Consider the following 16,413-nt stretch of genomic DNA (forward strand, 5'->3'; position numbering starts at 1 on the left):
CTGGTCGGGGGCGGGTCGTGCTGGGGGTGGGGGTCGCGGCCGTGTGGTGCAGGCTGGTGATGGCGGTGCTGGCCGGGGTGGCGGGTGGGCCGTTGGGGGTGGCGGCGTTGGCTCACTTCGGGCCGGTGTGGTGGCAGGTGGGGGGAGCGGCGGTGGTGTGGACGGTGGGGGTGGGGGTTCCTGCGGGGGTGGGGTTGTGGGGGTGGGGGCTTTGGCGGAGACGGGGGTTTCCTGGCCTGCGTGGCGCTCTCGAACCTCGTGGCGCTCTCGGCTCTCGTGGCCCTCGTGGCCCTCGTGGCCCTCGTGGGGGGCGTGGCGGTCGTGGTTCTCGTGGAGGGTCTGGGCGGGGCGGTCGCGTGCTGGGGGGGGTCCGGTGGAGCCGGCGCCGAAGGAGGAGCCGACTCCTGCGGTGGGGGCGGTTTCGACGGTGGGGGCGGGTCCGGCTTCGGGGTCGGTCCCGGCTCGGGATCCGAGCCTGGAGCCGTACGACCTCTTGCCCTCCGATGACATGGAGTGAGTGAGCGGCCCTCGGTTTCCTCGCCCCCGCCGCCCCTACCCTCCACCAAGCTCTCGGCTGCGCCCCAGACCCCGCCCGGGGCTGCGCCCCCGGGCGGGGGCAGGCTGATTTGCTGTGGGTGGGTGGGGTCTGGGCGCGCCGTTCCCCGCGCCCCTGACGGGGCGCGTTTTTCAGCGCGGGACCATGCCCGCATCTCCCGTTTGCGCTAGCCGCGTGTCCCCAAGACGCCCCTCAGGTCCTTCGGGAGGAGGTCGTTGCAGGACTGTTTGGCGGAGTTGGTGAGGGCGTCGTTCGTGCAGGAGTAGTAGTCGCTGTACACGAGCTGCGCGGTGAAGGTCGCGGCGACCATGATGATCGCCAGGGACGCGGTGACGAGGCCGCTGACCGCGGCGGTCGTCTGGGGGCGGGTGTTCGCGTCGGGGGCCGGGGTGTCCGGGTCCTGTGCGCGCGGCTTGGCGCGCAGTGCGCTGACGCCCCAGTACACGGCGAGCGCACCGAGCAGCAGCGCCACGTACGGCCAGCTGAACAGGGCGAAGAAGAACGCCCACATTCCGGAGAGCAGCGCGTAGCGCGCGCGGCGCTGGGCGGGGTCCGTCGGGTCCCAGCGCATGCCCGCGCCCGGCCCACCGCCGGGACCTTCCGGGCCACCCTGACCGTGCGGAGCCCCGGGACGGTCGCCGAAACCGCCACCGGACGAACGCCCCGGCTGCCGGTCGCTCCACTGACTGCCCCATGGGGACTGTCCGGGGTCGGACCCGGGGCCGGAACCGTCGTTCTCGTTCGGGCCCTGGCCGGACGTGGGACGTCGAGGCTGCCAGGGGCGGTCGGGCGTGCCCTCCGGCGGCGGAGCGAAGGGATTGTCGTCGGAGCCGGAGCCGGAGCCGGAGCCGGAGCCGGAGCCGGAGCCCGTGCCGGAGTCTGTGTCCGGGCCGCGTCCGTCCGCGGAACCGTTCCCACCCGCGGGCGTGTCCCCGCTCTCCCGCGGCGGGGTAGGCGAAGGGTGCCGCTCGCGCAGCAGCAGCGGAGGGAGTCGGAGACTGCGGTCCGGCATCAGGTGTGCGTCTTCCCCTTGGTGGTTCTGGCGGGCGGCGTGTCCACACGGCATCGTGCTCGCGACGCGCACCCCGAGCGTCCTGCCCGGGGCTCGCACCCCGGGCGTTCGTTTTCAGGATCGGGACCCGGGATTCTCGCCCCGGATACCGCTCCGTGGAGTCCCTGCCCCGGGTTTTCCGTCCGAGACCCGCGCCCCGGACGTTCGCCCCCGGGGCTCGTACCCCGAACGTTCTACCCGTCCCAGGTCAACGTCCCAAGCGCACAGGGCGTTCCCCGTGCCGAACGGTGTTCCCGGGAGGATCCACCGCAGACGCTACCTTCCGGCCACGCCCCCGTCCCGTGGGGGCCGCCCGGTGTGCCGGTATCGTTGCTGACGGTCGGCCGCTTTGTAGACTTCCCTGTATCCAGGGGCGCGAAGCATTCGTACGACCGTACAAACGCTCCCCCGAGAAAGGGCCCCGTCGTGGCCAAGACCAAGCGCCTCGTCGTGCTGGTCTCCGGATCAGGCACGAATCTGCAGGCACTGCTCGACGGCATCGCCGCGGCCGGGCCGGAGGCCTACGGGGCCGAGATCGTGGCCGTGGGCGCCGACCGCGACGGCATCGAAGGGCTCGCCCGGGCCGAGCGGGCCGGGATCCCCACCTTCGTCCGCCGCGTCAAGGACTACGACACCCGCGACGAGTGGGACGGCGCGCTCGCCGAGGCCGTCTCCGACCACGAGCCCGACCTGGTGGTCTCCGCGGGGTTCATGAAGATCGTGGGGAAGGAATTCCTCGCCCGGTTCGGTGGGCGGTTCGTCAACACGCATCCCGCCCTGCTGCCCAGCTTCCCGGGGGCCCACGGCGTACGCGACGCGCTCGCGTACGGCGCGAAGGTCACCGGCTGCACCGTCCACTTCGTCGACGACGGCGTCGACACCGGACCGATCATCGCTCAGGGCGTGGTGGAGGTCCGGGACGAGGACGACGAGAGCGCTCTGCACGAGCGCATCAAGGAAGTCGAGCGAAGACTGCTCGTCGATGTCGTGGGGCGGCTCGCCCGCAACGGCTATCGCATTGAGGGACGAAAGGTAGTTATCCAGTGACCGCCGACAGCACAGTCACGGCCGAGAGCACCGAGGGCACCAAGCGGGTCATCCGGCGCGCGCTCGTCAGCGTCTACGACAAGACCGGGCTCGAAGAGCTCGCCCGCGGGCTCCACGAGGCCGGTGTCGAGCTCGTCTCCACCGGCTCCACCGCCGCCAAGATCGCCGCGGCCGGGGTCCCCGTCGTCAAGGTCGAGGACCTGACCGGCTTCCCCGAGTGCCTCGACGGCCGCGTCAAGACCCTGCACCCCAAGGTCCACGCCGGCATCCTCGCCGACCTGCGTCTGCCCGACCACCAGCGGCAGCTGGAAGAGCTGGGCGTCAAGCCGTTCGATCTCGTCGTCGTCAACCTCTATCCCTTCCGTGAGACCGTCGCCTCGGGCGCGACGCCCGACGAGTGCGTCGAGCAGATCGACATCGGCGGCCCCTCGATGGTCCGTGCCGCCGCCAAGAACCACCCGTCCGTGGCCGTCGTCACCAGCCCCCACCGTTACGGCGACGTCCTCTCCGCCGTGAAGACCGGCGGCTTCGACCTCACCACCCGCAAGCGGCTCGCGGCCGAGGCCTTCCAGCACACGGCCGCGTACGACGTCGCCGTCGCCTCCTGGTTCGCCTCCGAGTACGCCCCCGTCGACGCCTCCCGGTTCCCCGACTTCCTCGGCGCCACCTGGGAGCGCGCGCACACCCTGCGCTACGGCGAGAACCCGCACCAGCCCGCCGCCCTCTACACCTCGGGCGCCGGCGGTCTCGCGGAGGCCGAGCAGCTGCACGGCAAGGAGATGTCGTACAACAACTACACGGACACGGACGCCGCGCGCCGTGCCGCGTACGACCACGAGGACCCCTGCGTCGCGATCATCAAGCACGCCAACCCGTGCGGCATCGCGATCGCCTCGAACGTCGCCGAGGCGCACCGCAAGGCGCACGCCTGTGACCCGCTGTCCGCGTTCGGCGGTGTGATCGCGGTCAACCGGCCGGTCACGAAGGAGATGGCGGAGCAGGTCGCCGAGATCTTCACCGAGGTCATCGTGGCGCCTGAGTACGAGGACGGCGCCCTCGAAGCCCTCACCAAGAAGAAGAACATCCGCGTGCTGCGCGCCCACCGCGCGCCCGCGAACCCGACCGAGCTCAAGCCGATCGACGGCGGCGTCCTGCTCCAGGTCACCGACCGCCTCCAGGCCGACGGCGACAACCCGGCGAGCTGGACCCTGGCGACCGGTGACGCCCTGAACGAGGGCGAGCTCGACGAGCTGGCCTTCGCCTGGCGGGCCTGCCGCGCGGTGAAGTCCAACGCGATCCTGCTCGCCAAGGACGGCGCCTCGGTCGGCGTCGGCATGGGCCAGGTCAACCGCGTCGACTCCGCGAAGCTCGCGGTCGAGCGGGCGGGTGCCGAGCGGGCCCGTGGGTCGTACGCGGCCTCGGACGCGTTCTTCCCGTTCCCCGACGGTCTGGAGATCCTCGCCGAGGCGGGCGTCAGGGCCGTGGTCCAGCCCGGCGGTTCGGTCCGTGACGAGCTGGTGGTCGACGCCGCGAAGAAGGCGGGCATCACCATGTACTTCACGGGGACGCGGCACTTCTTCCACTGATCCGCGGCAGGTCGGTGCGTGCGCGGCGGTCCACCGGGGTTCCGGTGGGCCGCCGCTACCGTGCCGGCGCGGTGGTGGCGGCGCCCTTGACCGCGCGCTCGCAGTTCGGCCAGTCGTGGAAGTCGCGCTTCTTGCTCCAGAGGCGTTGGGCCGCCCTGATGTTCCACTCCGGGTCCAGCGCCTGACGCGGGGTCCCGCCCAGCTCGCGCAGGCGCAGGTCGGAGATCTGGAACAGACCCCAGTTACGGGTGCCGTTGGTGTTGGGCAGGATGTGCAGCGGGTCGAGGAACGACTGGCAGTCCGCGATGGCGACCGCCGCGTCGGGCGCGTCGGTGAAGACCGCGCGGATGTGCTGCCGTACCTTCGCAGGCGGCCAGACGGTCATGCGTACGTTCGAGGTGTAGAGCGCCTTCTTGGTGGCGTCCCCGACGACTCCGTTGGGCTGGAGACCGCTGTACACCTGGAAGGCGGTGACCCGGCGCAGCGTCTGCGGGCCGAAGTCCGAGTCGACGTCGATGTCCGCGCCCTTGGCGTGCAGCAGCCGTTGTACCTCACCCACGCACGCGTCGTGCTGGCCCATGGCCACCACGGGCTGACAGGCGGCCGAGAAGAGCAGACGGCCGTCCGCCGCGGAGCCGCCGCCGCTGCTGCCGGACGACGGGTGATCGGTCGTCAGGGCCCAGGCGGAGACACCGAGCGTCAGGACCACGGCGCCGATCACCACGACACGGAACCGGCCCTGCCGGAACTGGTCAAGACGGAAACGGCCCTGACGGACCGGCCGAACGGGCCCGACCTCGACCGCTTTCGGCTCCACCGCTTTCGGATCCGCCGCTCCCGGCTCCACGGCCTCCGGCTCCTCGGCGCCGTCACTGTCCACGAGATCGACGACCTTGACGCCCTCGACGCCCTCGACAACGTCTGCGTCGGCCTCCGTTCCCGTCCCCGTCCCCGGTTCCGTCCGGGCGGCGTCGGCCAGGGCCCACTGCCGGTGCAGTGTCCGCAGTTCGTCCGGGGTCGCGCCGCAGGCGGTGGCGAACCGGTGCACGCTGCCGTAGTCCTGGGGCACCGAAGTGCCGCGGCAGTAGCGGTGCAGTGTGGATCCGGCCGTGCCGGTCTTCTTGGCGAGGGCCTCGTAACTCAGACCGGACCGGTTCTTCAGCGAGCGCAACAGCGCGGCGAACCGTTCGGTTTCCGGGCACGCGGGCATCGCGGTTCCCCCCTGGCACTTACGGCACGCTGGTCAGACGTTGCAGTGGCTGGACACAGTAGCCGTCCCACGGCCGTCCCAGGGGTTAGATAACGCGCCAAGTAGCGGGCGTCCGGCCGTCCCGGCGTCCCAGCCCGCCCGGTCTCCTTGCCCGGCCGGGACACGCGTTGCCACCTTCTGGCTGTCCGACCACCAGCAGCCGCATCGCAAGGAGAAACAGACCCATGAACCTTTCCGTGACACGTCGTCCGCGCCGACTCTCCCCGCTGCTCGCGACCCTCGCCGTCAGCGCGGCGGCCGCCACCACGCTGGCCCTGCCCGCCTCCGCGTCGGCGGCACCCGCCTCGGCCGCCGCCGTGGACTGCGCGTCGGGTGACGTCTGCTTCTGGACCGGCTTCAACTTCACCGGCAGCAAGTGCTCGTGGAGCGTCGCCGACCCCGACTGGCAGAGCGGCGCCATCAAGTGTTCCTGGGCCGCCACGACGAACGTGAAGTCGGTGTGGAACGCCGGCACCGGGTCGTACAGCGGTGTCGCCTTCTACGCGAACACCAACTACAACGGCCGGATCGGCTGCACCCGGCAGCAGCAGGGCGGCAACCTCGCCGGTACCTACAAGGTGCGGTCCCACCAGTGGATCACCGGTAACTGCGGCTGACCCACAGGGCGGCTCGCGCACGGGCGCGGCGGTGGTCTCCGGCCCCCTCGGGGGAGGGGCGGAGACCACCGCCGTTCCGGCGGCCCTCGGAGTGAATCGAATGGCGGGAAGTCGCCTTCTCGGCCTCGGAGTCGGCCTCGTGGCGGCCGTGCCGCCGGTGGCCTCAGGCCGAGTACTTCGGGCGGTCGAACCAGGCGGCGCCGTCCGCCTTGCCGACGAACACCGCGATGAGGATGGCGAGCACGGTGTGCACCAGACCGATGACGATGAACGGGTAGATACCGAGGATCGCGGTGAGGATGCCGAACACCAGCGCGGCGATGCGGACGCCGCTGCCGCCCTTCGCGCACTTGACGCCGAGCCAGATCGCGAAGACGCCCCACGCCAGGACCGCGACCGTGATGCCCCACAGGACACCGGCCGAGTAGTCGGCGAGCTGCTGGAACTGGACGTCGTTCTTGAGGTCCGCGTTGTTCTTCGCGGCGGAGACGGCGAGCGCCGAGATCGCGATCAGGATGGCGCCGAGCACCTGGAGACCGCCGATGACGAACAGCATCACGCGCGCGGCCTTGACCGTGCCGGGCATCTCCATCGGGCCGCCGGGGTAGCCGCCGTACGGCTGCTGGCCGATCGGCGGGGCCTGCGGGTAGCCGTAACCGGGCTGCTGCGGCGCGCCCTGGGGGTAGCCGTAGCCGGGCTGGCCCTGGGGCGGGTAGCCGGCCGGCTGGCCCTGCGGGGGACCGTAGGGGTTGTTCGGGTCGCCGAAACTCATGGCGGGTGTTCCTCCGTTGCCTGGTGCGGGGACGCGCGGCAAGGTGCGGAGGAGAGTTCTACAGAGCGGTCCGTCCCCCCGGTACTGTCCGCGGCACTGTGATGTTCATCGTTCTCAATGCCTTACTTATTTGTCCAGAGCCCTTCCGATGGTGTTGTGCAGGTGTTGTGCAAGTGCAACATCGCTGATCACGGCTGATCTCGGCTGATCTCGGCTGGTCACAGGGGGAAAGGGGCGCCCGGATTGGAACCGGGAGCGGGTCATCCGCGAGGATGGGGCCATGACCGCCCAGATTCTCGATGGCAAGGCCACCGCAGCCGCGATCAAGTCCGATCTGACCGCCCGCGTGGCGGCCCTCAAGGAGAAGGGCGTCACGCCCGGCCTGGGGACCGTCCTGGTCGGCGACGACCCCGGCAGCCAGAAGTACGTCGCGGGCAAGCACCGCGACTGCGCCCAGGTCGGTATCGCCTCCATCCAGCGTGAACTGCCCGCGACCGCCACGCAGGAGGAGATCGAGGCGGTGGTGCGCGAACTCAACGAAGACCCCACGTGCACCGGCTACATCGTCCAGCTCCCGCTCCCCAAGGGCATCGACGAGAACCGCATCCTGGAACTGATGGACCCGGACAAGGACGCCGACGGCCTGCACCCGATGAACCTCGGGCGGCTGGTCCTCAACGAGCCGGCCCCGCTGCCGTGCACCCCCAACGGCGTCCTCACCCTGCTGCGCCGCTACGGCGTGGAGATCAAGGGCGCCGAGGTCGTGGTCGTCGGCCGCGGGGTGACGATCGGGCGTCCGATGCCGCTGCTGCTGACGCGGCGCAGCGAGAACGCCACGGTCACCCAGTGTCACACCGGCACCCGTGATCTCTCCGCGCACCTGAAGCGCGCCGACATCATCGTCGCCGCGGCCGGGTCCGCCCACCTCATCCGCGCCGAGGACGTGAAGCCGGGCGCCGCCGTCCTCGACGTCGGTGTCTCGCGCAGCGCCGAGGGCAAGATCGTCGGAGACGTCCACCCGGACGTCGCCGAGGTCGCCGCGTGGATCTCCCCGAACCCCGGCGGCGTGGGCCCGATGACCCGTGCCCAGCTGCTGGTCAACGTGGTGGAAGCGGCGGAGCGCAGTGTCGGCTGACGGCGGACCCGAGGACGCCGCGGCCCGCGACACCGGCTCCGACGCCGACACCGGCTCCGACGCCGAGTCGGCCGTACGGGGAGCCGCGTCCGCGAACGGCGGGTCGGCCGTGCGGAGGGCGAGGGCTGGGAAGGGTGAGTCCGTCGTGCGGGAGGCGGGGTCCTTGAACGGTGAGGCCGGTCCTCGGAAGGCGGGGTCGGTGAACGGCGTGGCCGGTTCGGGGAAGGCGGGGGCCGTGAACGGCGTGGCGGGTGTGCGGGAGGCGGAGGGTGCCGAGAGCGAGCCGGGTGCGCTCGACGCCGTGAGCGCGCCCGACGCCGAGGGGAAGCCGCGCCGCACCACACGGCGCTTCCCCCTGTTCACGAGGGACACCGCGCGGCCCGAGGGCGGCGGCCGGGCGGCGGGCGGCGACGCCCCGGCCCCGGCCCGCCAGTGGCCGATCCTCGCCGTGCTGTCGGCCGTCGGACTCGGCCTGCTGCTGACCGCCCTCGACGTGTTCCGGCTCGGCACGATCCTGATCGGCGCCGCGCTGCTGGCCGGTGCCGTGATGCGCTGGATGCTGCCCGACGTGGGCATGCTCGCGGTCCGCTCCCGCTTCACGGACATGCTCACGTACGGCGTGCTGGGCGTCGCCATCGTGCTGCTCTCGCTGATGGCACAGCCCAACCCGTGGCTGGTCATCCCGTTCCTGGACGACACGCTGCACTTCACGGTCCGCTGAGACCCCCGCGCATGCCCTGAAGCAGGGCGCGGCCCGTCCCCTCCCCCGAGTAAGGACGGGCCGCGGCCGGGCGGTCGGACCGCCCGGGTCAACCCTTCTGTACAGGCACCGCCTGTACAACAGCTGTCAGTTCCCTGTGGCACGGAAGTGACCATTCCGCCACGGTGTCCGCGCCACGTGACGGGAACCGTCCACCGCCCGGCGCCGTCAATCGCTCACAGGGAACGACACGGGGCGCCTGGTGAGCGCCGCGGGAGGTGGGTGAAGCGATGAGTGCCTGGCAGCCGCTGCCGGAGGAGCTTCCGGCGGAGGTACGGCACTTCGTCGAGCAGTTGCGGCTGCTCAAGGACCGCACAGGGATGAGCCTGGTCGCGCTGGGCACGCGCACCGCGTACAGCAAGTCCTCCTGGCAGCGCTACCTCAACGCGAGCCAGCCGCCGCCGCGGCAGGCGGTCGTCGCCCTGTGCCGGGTCGCGGGTGTCGCGGGCGAGGAGACCGAACGCTTCGGGGTGCGCTGGGAACTGGCGGTGCGGGCCTGGCCGCGCGAGCCCGTGCCGCCCGTGCCGCCCGTGCCGCCCGTGTCGTCCGTGCCGCCCGTACGGGTACCGGCGGGCGGTCCCGTCCCCGGCCCCGTCCCCGGCCCCGTCTCTGTCCCCGGCGGCGAAACCGCTCCCGGCGCCGAAGCCCCCGTCCCTGCCGTGCAGGGCGTTCCCGTCGCGCGCGCCGATTCCGCCGCGCGTGGCCGTGACGGCTACGAGGAGGACCCCACGCTCCCGTGGTGGGACCTGCTCGACGAGGAGTCGTCCCGGCGGCCCGCCGGGCTCCGTACGCCCCGTCTCCTCCTCTACGCGGCCCTCCTCGCCGTCGTCATCCTCCTCGCCGCCGTCGTGGGTGCCGTCACCCTCGGGTGAGCTGAGCGTTCTCGTGACGGGTGAGGTCGCACCTGTGTTCCCGTTGTGTCGATGTCTTGACAAGTTCAAGGATTTACCCTGATCCATCCCAACAACCCGGATAGCGTGGCCAATCGGGACGGTATCGGACGTCCTGTTGCGGAGGACGAGGGTCCGATTGGCGGGCATGACGTCGATGGGACAATGGGCCGCAGCCCGCGGGGCGTGCAACGGTGCATGCCCGGGCCCGAATGCTCCCGTGCGCCCCCATCCCGGGAACTGAGATCCTGACCGATCGCATCCCTGTGGGTAGCCAGAACGGGGACCGGCGGGGCCGGGGGGACTCGGCGGACGGGTGCCGAGACACGCGGGGGAACAGTCAGGCACGTACGGGGGGAAAGAAGCAGGGGGGAGCAGTAATGCCTCGTTGGAGGGACTTGCCGGATGAACTCGATCCGCAGGTCAGGGAGTTCGCCAGCCAGTTGCGCCGGCTGGTCGACCGGAGCGGGCTGAGCATCGCCGCGGTGGCCGACCGTACGGGCTACAGCAAGACGTCCTGGGAGCGGTACCTCAACGGTCGGCTCCTCGCGCCCAAGGGCGCGATCGTCGCCCTGGCCGAGGTGACCGGGACCAATCCCATCCATCTGACGACCATGTGGGAGCTGGCCGAGCGTGCGTGGAGCCGCTCGGAGATGCGCCACGACATGACCATGGAAGCGATCCGGATCTCCCAGGCGCGCGCCGCGCTCGGGGAGTTCGGGGCGCCCCCGGCGAAGGGGAGCAACGGCAAGCAGGCCCGCAAGGGCGGCAGCGCGACCGCGACGCCCGGCATCACGCCGGGGATCGCGGGGCCCGCGGGGGTGTCGCCGACGGTGCCGCCGCAGCCGTCCGCCACGGAGGTGGAGGACTCGTCGTACGGCTCTTCGTCGTCGCTCGGGGGTGGGGCGCGTGGGGGTGCCGGGTACGGCGGGTCCTCTTCGGGTGGGCCTTCGGGTGGGCCTTCGTCCGGTGGGGGCTCGCGTGGTGGGGGCTGGGGGGTCGTCGCCACGCCGTCCGGTGACGGGGGGCGGTTCGGTCCGTCGACTCCGGCGACGGGGGCTGTGGGGCCGGGGGGTTCCGCGGGTTCTGTGGGTTCAGCGGGTTCTGTGGGTTCGTCGGGGCCGGGCGGTTCCGTGGGTGCGGCCGGGTCTGTCGGTGCCGGTGGGCCGGGTGCGCCCGTGGGGGGATCCGGCCCGGACGCGGCGGCGCGGCGTAAGCGGCGGCTGACGATGTTCCTCGCGGGGGTTGTGGGTGCGCTCGTGGTGATAGCCGCGGTCGTGTACTTCACCGGGGGCGGCGACGGCAAGAAGGCGGCGAGCGCGCCGAAGACGCCCTCGACGTCCGCCGCGGTCAATCCCGATCTGCCGGCCGGGGTGAAGTGCAGTGGTGCCGGCTGCACGGGCAAGGACCCGGAGAACATGGGGTGCGGTGGGCAGCTGGCGACGACCAGCACCAGCATCACCGTGGGGACCACTCTCGTCGAGGTGCGCTACAGCAAGACCTGCGCCGCGGCCTGGGCCCGGATCACCCAGGCCGTGCTCGGTGACTCGGTGCAGGTGACGGCCGGTACCGCTGCCAAGCAGACCGGGACCGTCGTCAACGCCACCGATGCGTACACCCCGATGATCGCTGTGAAGGATGGCGCCGAGGCGAAGGCGTGCGTCACGTTGAAGTCGGGCCAGAAGGGCTGCACGAAGTGAAGTAGCGGGGGGGGCTTGGCTGGGGTGGGTGGGCACGCGCGGCACGGTTCCTCGCCCCCGCCGCCCCTACCCGTCCCATCCCCAGGAGCTCCGCCCCTTCGACCCCGCCAGGGGCGCTGCGCCCCCTGGACCCCCGCATCGGCCTGAACGGCCTCGTCCTCAAACGCCGGACGGGCTGGGTGATGCGGGCCGGGGTGGGTGGGTGGACGGGGGTGGGTGGGGTTCGGCCTTCGGCCGCGTCCTCGAACGCCGGTCGAGCCGAGGCTTTTAGGGGCGCGGGGAACTGCGCGCCCAGCCCCCACCGTCCCGCAGTCGAGGAATCCCCCGAGGGGTCGTGCCAGCAAGCGCCCCCGACCAACCCTCGGCCAAAAGGCAACAGGCGGCCGGAATTTCGGGGCGCAGTACCGTCCCCAGGGGCGCGGGGAACTGCGCGAGCAACCCCCGCTCACCCGCAGTCGAAGAATCGCCGAAGCCCAGGAATGTTCCGGCGCCGTTGGGGCAGGCGCAACGTACCCCCACGGGATCCGGCCCCCGGTCGGTCACCCCGACGGCGGTCGTCGTGTCATCCTCTCCCGGACCGACGACCGCCCCGTCGGGGGGTTGTGGGGTGGGCCACACGGGACCCGGCCGTCCGGGATCCTGGATGCGCGATAGCCTGACGGCGGATCTCTCTTGACGCCGAGAGATCGATCATCGGTTCCTTTGATCGATCATTGCGGTGGACGCAGGGGACGATCCTGCACCCCGGGGCAGGGACGCCCCACCGCCTGCTGTCATACGGAGAACGCCATGACCCGCACTCCCGTGAACGTCACCGTCACCGGCGCGGCCGGCCAGATCGGTTACGCCCTGCTCTTCCGCATCGCCTCCGGCCAGTTGCTCGGCGCGGACGTGCCGGTCAAGCTGCGCCTCCTGGAGATCACACCGGCGCTGAAGGCCGCCGAGGGCACCGCGATGGAGCTCGACGACTGCGCCTTCCCGCTGCTCGCCGGCATCGACATCACGGACGACCCGAACGTCGCCTTCGACGGCACGAACGTCGCGCTGCTCGTCGGCGCCCGCCCCCGTACCAAGGGCATGGAGCGCGGTGACCTGCTCTCCGCCAACGGTGGCATCTTCAAGCCGCAGGGCAAGGCCATCAACGACAACGCCGCGGACGACATCAAGGTCCTCGTCGTCGGCAACCCGGCCAACACCAACGCCCTCATCGCCCAGGCCGCCGCCCCGGACGTACCGGCCGAGCGCTTCACCGCGATGACCCGCCTCGACCACAACCGCGCGCTGACCCAGCTCGCGAAGAAGACGGGCTCGACGGTCGCCGACATCAAGCGGCTCACCATCTGGGGCAACCACTCCGCCACCCAGTACCCGGACATCTTCCACGCCACGGTCGCCGGCAAGAACGCCGCCGAGGTCGTGAACGACGAGAAGTGGCTCGCCGAGGACTTCATCCCGACCGTCGCCAAGCGCGGTGCCGCGATCATCGAGGCCCGTGGCGCGTCCTCCGCCGCCTCGGCCGCCAACGCCGCGATCGACCACGTGTACACCTGGGTCAACGGCACCGCCGACGGGGACTGGACCTCCATGGGTATCCCGTCGGACGGTTCCTACGGCGTGCCCGAGGGGATCATCTCCTCCTTCCCCGTCACCACCAAGGACGGCCAGTACGAGATCGTCCAGGGCCTGGACATCAACGAGTTCTCCCGCGCCCGTATCGACGCCTCCGTCAAGGAGCTCGAGGAGGAGCGCGACGCGGTCCGCGGTCTCGGTCTGATCTGACGTACCCGGCTCACCTGAGTCACTCGCAACCCATCGGCCCCGCCCGGGAAGTGCCCCGGGCGGGGCCGACGCATGCGTACAGAAAGTACGCATCGAACGTACGTGCTTTCTCGCTGTATGCGGGGGTGCACGGGGAGTAACTCTCGCTATCGTCGTGACGTACGGTCCGGTAGGGGAGCGCAGGGCTGCTCAAGAGAGCTGGGGCGCGGCCGGGGGAGACACACGGGGGTGGTCCCAGTGACGGAATCGGAGAGACGGTACGCACACAGCGAGGCGACACGGCTGTTGTGTGCCGGAGTACATCTGGACACGGTGTTCCGGGCACGGGTCATCGACGAACTCATAGGGCACGAGGAGCGGCCCGCGGCACCGTCCCTCGGTGTCGACGTCGTCGCCGTGCTCGCGCACGCGCTGCGCGCACGCCGCAGGGAGGCGCTGACCGGGCTCGGGCTGCTGGCCATCTGGGTCGTGTTCTTCCTGGTGGAGATGGTCCGGGCGGCCACCGGCGTCGCGGCCGCGGGACCCCAGGGCTTCGCCGAGGCGTTCGGCGCCCTCGCGGTGTTCTTCTACGCCGCCGTCTGCTTTCTGCTGTGGTCCGCGCGGGTCGCGTCCGGGTGGGGCATGAGCATGTACGCCGCGAGCCGGGACGAGTCCGCCCGGCTGCGGCTGCCGCGCAGGGCGACCGCCTGGGGGCTCACCTTCATGGCGCGGGCCGCGGAGCTCGCCTACTGGGTGTACGCGTTCACCCAGTTGCTCCATGACCCCTTTCTGGTGATCTTCCCGCTCCTGCTCACCTTCGTGATCGGCGCCCACCGCTCCCAGGTGGCCGCGGTCATGAGCGTCGAACTGTCCCGGGACGCCTTCGCCCGTACGACCGTGGCGCTGCCCATGGGCAGCGAGCGTCAGCTCCGGGTCGCGCGGGCCGTCACCTGGGAGCAGCACGCGTCCGTGGCGCTCTACGACGCCCACCGGCCGTTCGTCGGCGCGGGAAAGCCGTACGAACCCTGGTCGTTCGCGATGGAGATCACCCCCGCCAAGAAGCCGTTCGACGGCCTGAACGGTAAGTTGCCCGAGCAGACCGGCGACGGTTCGGCGAACGGGCACCGCCCGCAGGTGCAGTTGACCAACCGGCAGATTCTCGACCTGGTCGTACCGAAGCTGGAGGCGCTGCGGGAGTCCGCCGCGCGCACCAGCCGGGACCGGCTCAAGGACCTGGAGGTCGAGGAGTTCGTCTACCTGCCGTACGGCGTGGGCCGCAACCAGGGGGTGTACGAGCCGTCGTCGGCCCGGCTGCACCTGGACGGGGCGGTGGACGAGGGCGGCGAGGCGCGCCGTCACTTCCTGCGGGTCAGGGTCGGCGCCTGGGACGAGCAGGTGGTGGTCTCGGTGCTGGTCCGCGTCCACACGCAGGGCGGGATGCTGGTCCTGGAAGTCGTGCCGCACGTGCTGGGGCCGATCTTCGAGGAGTACCGGCGCGTCGACTTCATCGCGGCCTCCGGGGAGGGCGCGACGGGGCGTGAGGTGGTGCGGACGGTGCTGTCCGCCCCGGCGACGGGCGTGGTGGCCGGGTTCTCCATGCTGCGCACCCTCGTCCAGTGCCTGCGCACCTGGCTGGCCCGGCCCGAACAGGCCCCGCCGGACGCCCCGTTGGTGTCCGTGCGGGAGATGGGCAGCACCGACCGGCTGTCGCTGTTCCAGGAGATGGACGTCAGCCGTTACATCAAGACCGTCGAGGACCGGATCGCGAGCGGGGTGCGCGAGGCGCTGCGGCGCAGCGGCTGTGAGACGGGCAGCTTCGAGCAGAACATCTTCAACGTGGCCGCGGGCGGCCAGTTCATCGGGCAGATGAGCGGTGGCACCGCGGTGGGTCGGATCAGCAAGAGCGCCGTCTCCATGGGCAGTGGGGGCGCGTCGTACAACGAGGGGAACAGGGATGACTGAGGGCTCGGGCGGGCGGGTCGACCGGATCACGCGCAGTGCGGTGAACTTCGGCGACCACGGCACCGCGAACTATCACGAGGCGCCGCCCGCGGCCGGCGCCGACGAGACGACCGTGGCGCTCCTGGAGGCCGTCCGCACGTTGCGCGATCATCTGCGGCTGCTCACGGAGACCGACGACACGACCGGGCTCGACGGCGAACTGGCCGTGGTGCAGGGGGAGATCGAGAGAACGGGCCAGGCGGACCCGGCGCGGCTCGGCCGGCTGCGGATGCGTCTGGACACCGCCGCCGCGGCCGTGGCGGGGCTGGCGTCGACGGCGGCCGTGGTGCAGGTGATCGCGCAGCTGGCCGGATAGCGGTCGGCGCGGGACGGGTCTAGTGGGAACGGGGTGACGAGGTGGCGCAACGGTGGGACGAGGACCGCCAGCGGTGGGTCGACGACGGCGCGGGCGGGCAGGGCAGGGGCGGGGCCGGTGGTGGCGGGGTGCCGCCGGACGCGGAGCAGCAGTGGTGGGCGTCGGCGACGACCCAGGCGGGGCCACCGCGCCCGCCCGAGACGCCCCTGCCGCCACCGTCGTGGTCCGGGCCCGGCGGGAGTTCCGGCGGCGGTCGGGGTCCGGCCCCCACGGACTCGCGCCGGCTGCTGGTGGTGATCGTGGCCGTCGCCGTCCTCGCGGGCGGTGTCGGAGGTGCGGTGTGGGCGCTGACCAGGGGCGACTCGTCCGGGCACACCGGCGCCGACCCGTCGCGCCCCGCGGTGACCGTCACGGCGACCCAGAGCGTTCCTTCCCCGGACACCGGGTACACCTCCGGGAGTCCCGACATCTACGCCGGCTCGGGCGGGTCCAGCGACCCGGCGACGCAGCCCACGACCCCGGAGCCGTTGCCCGGCTACAGCAGGTCGGTGGATTCGGTGGGCTACACGGTGGACGTGCCCGACGGCTGGGTACGCGAGGAGGTCCAGGGCAAGCTGGCGCCGGTCGTCACCTACACGGCCCCCGGCGGCAGCAGCAGGCTCATGCTGTTCGAGGTCAAGGAGAGCTCCCTGGCGGAGTCGTCGTCCCAGGCCGAGGCGATCTCGCAGAAGCTCCCGGGGTACCGGCTCATCGAGCGGCAGAACGGCACCGGCTGGACGGAGGTCACCTACCGCTACGACAGCCCGCAGAAGGGCGCCACGCACGTGGTCGACCACCGCTTCCGGGCCGCCGACGGCACGCTCTACGCGATCAACGCGAGCGGCCCCGAGGGCGTGGACATGACGGGCCCGCTCACCACGGCCCTGAACTCCTTCTGCCCCGCCGACACGAACTGCGTGAGCAGTACCTAGTCCT

General features: G+C 71.6%; 15 protein-coding genes. 12 read left to right on the forward strand and 3 right to left on the reverse strand.

Features of this window, described 5'->3' with window-relative positions:
- The first annotated feature begins 59 nt into the window (after positions 1 to 59).
- Positions 60 to 521, forward strand: coding sequence for a hypothetical protein (locus FNV62_RS58055; RefSeq protein WP_413083924.1), 462 nt, complete (start codon positions 60 to 62; stop codon positions 519 to 521).
- A gap of 201 nt (positions 522 to 722) precedes the next feature.
- Here the strand turns inward: FNV62_RS58055 and FNV62_RS31010 are convergent, their stop codons facing one another.
- The gene (locus tag FNV62_RS31010; RefSeq protein WP_143627849.1) at positions 723 to 1,568 is read right to left on the reverse strand and encodes a hypothetical protein; all 846 of its coding nucleotides are present in this window, start codon (positions 1,566 to 1,568) and stop codon (positions 723 to 725) included.
- A gap of 465 nt (positions 1,569 to 2,033) precedes the next feature.
- On the opposite strand from FNV62_RS31010, the gene purN reads away from it, so the two are divergent.
- Entirely contained in the window at positions 2,034 to 2,654 is a 621-nt protein-coding gene (purN, locus tag FNV62_RS31015) for a phosphoribosylglycinamide formyltransferase (RefSeq protein ID WP_060898685.1), read from the forward strand.
- A complete protein-coding gene (purH, locus tag FNV62_RS31020; protein WP_054233753.1) occupies positions 2,651 to 4,240 on the forward strand; it encodes a bifunctional phosphoribosylaminoimidazolecarboxamide formyltransferase/IMP cyclohydrolase in 1,590 nt (529 codons plus the stop codon). The genes purN and purH overlap by 4 nt, the downstream gene beginning before the upstream one ends.
- Positions 4,241 to 4,295: 55 nt before the next feature.
- On the opposite strand, the gene FNV62_RS31025 is transcribed toward purH, so the two are convergent.
- Positions 4,296 to 5,450, reverse strand: coding sequence for a helix-turn-helix domain-containing protein (locus tag FNV62_RS31025; RefSeq protein WP_143602679.1), 1,155 nt, complete (start codon positions 5,448 to 5,450; stop codon positions 4,296 to 4,298).
- A 224-nt stretch (positions 5,451 to 5,674) separates the two neighbouring features.
- Here FNV62_RS31025 and FNV62_RS31030 point away from each other — a divergent pair, with 224 nt between their 5' ends.
- Entirely contained in the window at positions 5,675 to 6,106 is a 432-nt protein-coding gene (locus tag FNV62_RS31030) for a peptidase inhibitor family I36 protein (RefSeq protein ID WP_060898688.1), read from the forward strand.
- A gap of 163 nt (positions 6,107 to 6,269) precedes the next feature.
- Here the strand turns inward: FNV62_RS31030 and FNV62_RS31035 are convergent, their stop codons facing one another.
- A complete protein-coding gene (locus FNV62_RS31035) occupies positions 6,270 to 6,878 on the reverse strand; it encodes a proline-rich domain-containing protein (RefSeq protein WP_060898689.1) in 609 nt (202 codons plus the stop codon).
- A gap of 280 nt (positions 6,879 to 7,158) precedes the next feature.
- Between FNV62_RS31035 and FNV62_RS31040 the strand changes: the two genes are divergently transcribed.
- The 8 genes from FNV62_RS31040 to FNV62_RS31075 all read left to right on the forward strand — a co-directional run bounded on the left by FNV62_RS31040 (position 7,159) and on the right by FNV62_RS31075 (position 16,409).
- The gene (locus FNV62_RS31040) at positions 7,159 to 8,013 is read left to right on the forward strand and encodes a bifunctional methylenetetrahydrofolate dehydrogenase/methenyltetrahydrofolate cyclohydrolase (protein ID WP_054233749.1); all 855 of its coding nucleotides are present in this window, start codon (positions 7,159 to 7,161) and stop codon (positions 8,011 to 8,013) included.
- Positions 8,014 to 8,266: 253 nt separating this feature from the next.
- Positions 8,267 to 8,734 carry a DUF3017 domain-containing protein gene (locus FNV62_RS57630; protein ID WP_097289151.1) on the forward strand — a complete coding sequence of 156 codons (468 nt, stop codon included), beginning with the start codon at positions 8,267 to 8,269 and terminating at the stop codon, positions 8,732 to 8,734.
- Between the two features lie 269 nt (positions 8,735 to 9,003).
- The gene (locus FNV62_RS31050; protein WP_143627851.1) at positions 9,004 to 9,645 is read left to right on the forward strand and encodes a helix-turn-helix domain-containing protein; all 642 of its coding nucleotides are present in this window, start codon (positions 9,004 to 9,006) and stop codon (positions 9,643 to 9,645) included.
- A gap of 398 nt (positions 9,646 to 10,043) precedes the next feature.
- Positions 10,044 to 11,363: a helix-turn-helix domain-containing protein gene (locus tag FNV62_RS31055; RefSeq protein ID WP_143602682.1), complete on the forward strand. Its 1,320-nt coding sequence runs from the start codon at positions 10,044 to 10,046 to the stop codon at positions 11,361 to 11,363.
- Between the two features lie 789 nt (positions 11,364 to 12,152).
- Positions 12,153 to 13,142 (forward strand): malate dehydrogenase, encoded by a 990-nt coding sequence (locus FNV62_RS31060; protein WP_054233746.1) that lies wholly within the window; start codon positions 12,153 to 12,155, stop codon positions 13,140 to 13,142.
- Positions 13,143 to 13,379: 237 nt separating this feature from the next.
- Positions 13,380 to 15,083, forward strand: coding sequence for a hypothetical protein (locus tag FNV62_RS31065; RefSeq protein ID WP_143627854.1), 1,704 nt, complete (start codon positions 13,380 to 13,382; stop codon positions 15,081 to 15,083).
- On the forward strand, positions 15,076 to 15,438 hold the full coding sequence (locus FNV62_RS31070) for a hypothetical protein (protein WP_054233744.1): 363 nt from the start codon (positions 15,076 to 15,078) through the stop codon (positions 15,436 to 15,438). Before FNV62_RS31065 ends, FNV62_RS31070 begins: the two co-directional genes overlap by 8 nt.
- A gap of 41 nt (positions 15,439 to 15,479) precedes the next feature.
- Entirely contained in the window at positions 15,480 to 16,409 is a 930-nt protein-coding gene (locus FNV62_RS31075) for a hypothetical protein (RefSeq protein WP_143609042.1), read from the forward strand.
- Positions 16,410 to 16,413 lie beyond the last annotated feature (4 nt).

Origin of the sequence: Streptomyces sp. RLB3-17 (assembly GCF_007113425.2) — a bacterium.
Classification (GTDB): domain Bacteria; phylum Actinomycetota; class Actinomycetes; order Streptomycetales; family Streptomycetaceae; genus Streptomyces; species Streptomyces mirabilis_D.

Bases quoted from the DNA above. Each gene is read 5' to 3' on its own strand.
- FNV62_RS31070 (WP_054233744.1), top strand. From the start codon at position 15,076: ATGACTGAGGGCTCGGGCGGGCGGGTCGACCGGATCACGCGCAGTGCG.
- FNV62_RS58055 (WP_413083924.1), top strand. From the start codon at position 60: ATGGCGGTGCTGGCCGGGGTGGCGGGTGGGCCGTTGGGGGTGGCGGCG.
- FNV62_RS31040 (WP_054233749.1), top strand. From the start codon at position 7,159: ATGACCGCCCAGATTCTCGATGGCAAGGCCACCGCAGCCGCGATCAAG.
- FNV62_RS31055 (WP_143602682.1), top strand. From the start codon at position 10,044: ATGCCTCGTTGGAGGGACTTGCCGGATGAACTCGATCCGCAGGTCAGG.
- FNV62_RS31025 (WP_143602679.1), bottom strand. From the start codon at position 5,450: ATGCCCGCGTGCCCGGAAACCGAACGGTTCGCCGCGCTGTTGCGCTCG.
- FNV62_RS31030 (WP_060898688.1), top strand. From the start codon at position 5,675: ATGAACCTTTCCGTGACACGTCGTCCGCGCCGACTCTCCCCGCTGCTC.
- FNV62_RS31035 (WP_060898689.1), bottom strand. From the start codon at position 6,878: ATGAGTTTCGGCGACCCGAACAACCCCTACGGTCCCCCGCAGGGCCAG.
- FNV62_RS31060 (WP_054233746.1), top strand. From the start codon at position 12,153: ATGACCCGCACTCCCGTGAACGTCACCGTCACCGGCGCGGCCGGCCAG.
- FNV62_RS31010 (WP_143627849.1), bottom strand. From the start codon at position 1,568: ATGCCGGACCGCAGTCTCCGACTCCCTCCGCTGCTGCTGCGCGAGCGG.
- FNV62_RS31050 (WP_143627851.1), top strand. From the start codon at position 9,004: ATGAGTGCCTGGCAGCCGCTGCCGGAGGAGCTTCCGGCGGAGGTACGG.